Genomic DNA, 4,850 nt, shown 5'->3' with positions numbered 1-4,850 from the left:
CACCACCTTTTCGATCATCTCGACTGGGGGCTCAAGTCATACCGGGGCCGAAGGCCGGGAGCCTCATTGCGAGGCCACGAAAACGGTAACGGGGCTGCGGACCGCTCCGAACCAGACGATCACGGTCTCGGACGCTCCCGCGGCGGCCTGAGCACGAAGATCCATCTCGCCAGCGACAGCTATGCGCGACCCCTGGCTCTCCACGTCACCGCAGGCCAGGCGGGTGACGCACCGACCTTCGAGGCCGTCATGGGTGGCATCCGCGTTCCGCGGAGCGGACGTGGCAGACCGAGGACGCGCCCGGAGGCCGTCCTGGCGGATCGCGCGTATTCGTCGCGCGCGATCCGTGGGCAGCTGCGCCGGCGAGGGATCCGTGCTGTCATTCCGCAGCCGTCCGATCAGGTTGGTCACCGTCTGCGGCGAGGTAGCACAACGACACAAGCCAGCTCAGCACACGAAGTCTCACTGAAATACTAGGTACTAAATACTCTCCCGGAGAGAATTTAGCTATGAGACTTTTCCCTCCGTGGTAATCGAAAGCCCGTGGGAGAATTATGGGTATTAGACGCGTAGGCGTTACCTTCTCTTTCCCTTAGCGTCGCGAGCGCTACTTCCTCGCCTAGCTATGAACCAATCCGACGAAGTAGCCAGAAAAGTTTCCAGCTACAAATGCCACGCAATCCTCCATACGAATTATAATGGAAGGCCGCCGTGGCGCCGCCTCGGAATCCTTGAGACGAATTGCGATTAATTCTCACCTTGGCATAACTGCCAGCGGCGTTCGACGTCACACATTCGAGGCCTCGCCTGCAGCCGCCGGGAAGAGTCACGGAATGAATCGCTGTAGACCTTTTCGCAGACATGCATTTTTTACTGTCTTTATAGGATTTTTCCTCATAGCGAAAAGGTCGCTGTTATTACCGAGATCCTGCGCCCGCTGGATTACTTCACAAGCCTACATGAGCAGTAGCCAGATACGTCGACTATAGAGCATAAGTAGCTCGCACCAAAATGGTGACCGCCATGCACGCTGCGCCGTTTATGGACCCAGCGTCAGTTACAGATAGGGATTTCCTCAATTGCGCGCCGTTTCAACCCCAGAATTAACAAAGGTGCTTTCGTCTGCTACAGCTACAGTTCTCGATTGGCAGCGGCCAGACGGAGCATGGGAGGGCATTGCGGACCCCCGGGTCTTGGAGACCTCCATCACCGCGTTTGCTCTGCATGCCGGAGGCGGAAGCGGGGCAGCCGTTCAACGCGCCCGGAGATGGTTGTCCACTGCGCAGCCCCAGGCCAATCCTGCAACGGTTAGGGGTGTCGAGGAGCAGCTGCAGGAACTTGCTATCAACCCCGAAACTGCCGTCACCCTTCCGGTAAATGCCTTCTCAGGGCAATTCGCCAGCCGTACCTTGATGCTTGGTTGCCTGGCTGTGGCCGCAGGGCTTCCCGACTTCCATCCCAGGAAGCTACTTGAGGCCGCTACCACGTCTACCCGCCCGGGTCGCAGTGGCAGAATAAAGGAGTGGCAGCAGGTTCTCATGGCGGCCGCGGAACTCATTGCGCTGGCTGCTCTTGGCGCACCTGCACCACCTGACGCGGTGCGGGTTCTCAAGCGGACGCAAGATGCAGGCGGCTCGTTCTGTTTCATGCCCGCAGTTACCGCGCTGGCCTACCTGGGATTGGCTATGTCGCATGCCGATAACGCTGCCGAGCGCCGGGCCATGGAATACCTGCACAAAAGCCAAAGGCCTGACGGGACGTGGCGTTTCATACCGAACGAGATCTGGGACACCGCTCTCATGGTCCGCTCCCTCCGGAACATCCCCGAGTTCGAGGCTCACGCACTTCAGCCGGCCCTGCATTTTCTCGAACGTGCGCAGTCCGAGGACGGCGGGTGGGGAATCAGGCGGGGCATCGAGGCCGACAACGACACCACGTCAGTTACGGTGGCTGCACTCGCCGGCACCCTGGTCGGTGAACGGACGCGCTCCGCTGCCTACCAATACCTCAGGAAGGTCCAACTACCCTCGGGATTGTGGAGCACGTGGCAGTCTGCGGATGATCACCCGTCGCAAGACATCACCGCCCATGTGATCACTGCGCTGGCTGTGCAGACAGGCCACGGAATCGACACCACAGCAGGAAGGCAGTGGCTTATTGCGCAGCGTGAGGAAGGAGGGTGGATCGCAGACTGGTATGCCCCCCCAGCGTACACTGCGGCAGAGTATATCCCCGCAATAGGATCTGACCACCCGGCATCACGGAAGGCCATCACTGAGCTAATCGAGCAGCAGCTCTCTGATGGTGGCTGGCCCGACTACGAGTCGGGAAATTGTAGCTCGCCGGCCGCCACGGGCCTAGCCCTCACGGCTCTCAGCCGCGCCCGAAATCCGTTGGCCGCAAAGGCTATCAACCGTGCGGCGCGCTACCTGATGGAGACGCAGCGCGACGATGGCACGTGGTCCGGCAGTCCTATAATGTACGGCCCTCGCCCATTCCTCGCCCACTTTCCCACTCACACACATGCCTTTGTTGTCGCAGGGCTTCGCGATCTCTACCTCATCCTGTGAGCACCGGGAAGACCCGGGCTATTGCATCACCCTGGGATCAATTGAGTCGCACATTCTTACCTACGAACCTCCACCGGATAATTAGCTGATCTGGTCCGGACAAGCACTCGTTGGCCCCGAAATGCCGCGTTTCTCGCGATATTCAACGATTGCTTAGCGATGAGCTCGACTGAGGTCCGTCGTGACATGAGAAAAGCCGCACGGGCTTGGGCTGGGAAGGCTGCGGGGCAATCCTGGGCCCGTACAGTGTGTTCCATCCTGTCGTATGCGGCGCCGAAGCGGGCGGCGGCACGCGAGTCGGTCCTGTGAAAGCGGTGCAACGGACGCCGGCGCAGGGAGGTCGGTTGGTTGCAGTGCGACACTGAGGCGAGAGCTACGCCGAGAATCCACCTGGACCCTGCCGAACTGGAAGCCGACCGTTCCTCCTGTCGGGCAACCCGCCGTCAGACGAGCACCGAAGTTGTCCTCTTCCGGCAGACCGCCTGCTGATCACAACACCAGCCCAATCGCCCGTGCGAGCACACCACCCCGATCCGTGCGCCCAAGGTTGAAATTGGGAACCGGGTCATCCTATCCACCCCATGACACGGTGGGCACCGCCCGGATCTCCTTGAGATTCCATCTCATTCCCCTTGGAGCAATTAAGTGATTCACTCAACTCACGGCAATAGAAGCACAGTTCGTGACATTGCGAACGTCCCCACTCTTGCACAAATCTCCGCCACTGCCATTCAACTTCACCCGCTGCTCTGCCAATGGACTTCTGGCATGGAGTCATTTTTTCGACGGGAACCACACCTGCAGGCCGCTCTCATCGCGACATCAAGCGCCCCCTGGCTAGGGATCAAAGATCTCTATCTGGGTGCAAGGATTAACAGCTGGATCATATTCTTCGACGACTGGATCGACGACATTGACATCGATCCAGATCTAATCTTGTCGACGATCCATGAAATCCGGGCCGTACTCGCAGGAGAAGCCGTTTCAAGTGGCCCCCTATCAACAACCCTTGCTGACATCAGAGCCGATGTACATAGCCAACTACAAGGAAGGCTCCTGGGACCCCTGTGGGACCATTCAATGGATGAAATGGTCACCTCCATGCTCCGCGAGCACAGATGGTCTGCCGGGGAGGAGGAACGTCCCTCTCTTGCAACCTACCTAGAGCACGGCGCTCGAACGAGTGGCCCGGCTCCCGCATGCCTCGGCCTCTGGTCGGCTATGGACACCCCCAGCCTGCCGGATCACCTTCCAATCCTTACCCAGGCACTAGAGCACGCTAATCTTGCAATTCGATTACTCAATGATGTGGTTGGTGCAGATCGAGAGAGAGAAGAGGGTACAGTCAACTGTCTGACGCTCGGCCTCCGCCCCACAGAAGCGCACAAGTTGGCCTTCGCGGAGCTGCAGCGACTTGACAATCTATGTCTTCCTCTAATGGAAGTGAACTTCGAGCCAGCGATCATGCTGTATCGCCTCATTCATGTCGTAGAAAATGTATACAAGTATCAAGATCCTGGCGCTGTGAGGCGAGGTTCTGGTTCTGCCACTTGACGCAGCGCTCGATGACCTTGCGGCGCATCACTACCCCACCGCGCTAGCCGCCGTTCGTACCCCGGGCTGGAAGGGCCACCACGACCGCGTCGCAGGGTATCTGAGGGGCCTCGAGTTTTCCGACAGTGATCTGACCGTTTGTTTCATACCGCTATGCGCACCTCCGAATATTCGGCGTGGATTGCTCACGGTGGGCGGTATCCGACGGCCAAGTCAGGGTGTTTATGATTGCCTCAAAGTTCGATGTATTGGGTGATGTCCAGTCGGGCTGCCTCTCGGGTCAGGTAAGTGACGCGGGAAACCCGCTCGTTCCTCAGCACGCCGAAGAATGATTCCGCCATCACGTTCTCCCAGCAGGCCGCGACCGAGCGCGCCAACCATATCGCGGGCGAGGCAACCCGGGCAGGCAGCCAAACCATTGACCCCTGCCAGGCCATCACCGGACGGGCCATCTTCGTCGCCCCGCAGGAGGCAGTCGCTGCCGCCCAGGCAGACCTGCACTCCGCCAGCACCGCTGGCACCGCCGGCACGGTCAGCGTGGCCGGTGACGTAGTGGCTGACCATCAGTGACCGGTTCGAGCGACACTGCCTTCCTGTCAGTTGTCGAATCGGCTCACTGAGCCTCTTTCATCCTGAATGCATGCAGGTCAGGAGGGTGTGGACGGCCTGGACGATGGTGCCGATGCGGCGGGTGGAGCATCTGGCCCGACGGAGCAGTCGCCAGGT

The 4,850-nt window shown here is 59.6% G+C and carries 3 protein-coding genes and 2 pseudogenes; 4 read left to right on the top strand and 1 reads right to left on the bottom strand.

Features of this window, described 5'->3' with window-relative positions; all coding sequences use genetic code 11:
• Nucleotides 1-126 precede the first annotated feature (126 nt).
• From ACZ4NT_RS38680 to ACZ4NT_RS38665, 4 genes and pseudogenes are all read left to right on the top strand, one after another.
• Nucleotides 127-429, top strand: a pseudogene (locus ACZ4NT_RS38680) (transposase); the annotation flags it as partial.
• A gap of 842 nt (nucleotides 430-1,271) precedes the next feature.
• A complete protein-coding gene (locus tag ACZ4NT_RS38675; protein ID WP_467730099.1) occupies nucleotides 1,272-2,570 on the top strand; it encodes a prenyltransferase/squalene oxidase repeat-containing protein in 1,299 nt (432 codons plus the stop codon).
• A 768-nt stretch (nucleotides 2,571-3,338) separates the two neighbouring features.
• A complete protein-coding gene (locus ACZ4NT_RS38670; RefSeq protein WP_467730097.1) occupies nucleotides 3,339-4,124 on the top strand; it encodes a terpene synthase family protein in 786 nt (261 codons plus the stop codon).
• 288 nt (nucleotides 4,125-4,412) lie between these two features.
• On the top strand, nucleotides 4,413-4,694 hold the full coding sequence (locus ACZ4NT_RS38665; RefSeq protein WP_467730095.1) for a hypothetical protein: 282 nt from the start codon (nucleotides 4,413-4,415) through the stop codon (nucleotides 4,692-4,694).
• A 57-nt stretch (nucleotides 4,695-4,751) separates the two neighbouring features.
• On the opposite strand, the pseudogene ACZ4NT_RS38660 reads toward ACZ4NT_RS38665, so the two are convergent.
• Nucleotides 4,752-4,850 (bottom strand): annotated as a pseudogene (locus tag ACZ4NT_RS38660) (IS5/IS1182 family transposase); the annotation flags it as partial.

This window comes from Streptomyces sp. NPDC026417, assembly GCF_055567695.1.
The sequence above is the reverse complement of the archived record's forward strand: the minus strand, read 5'-3'. Positions and strand labels throughout refer to the sequence as shown.

Bases quoted from the DNA above. Each gene is read 5' to 3' on its own strand.
- ACZ4NT_RS38670 (WP_467730097.1), top strand. From the start codon at position 3,339: ATGGAGTCATTTTTTCGACGGGAACCACACCTGCAGGCCGCTCTCATC.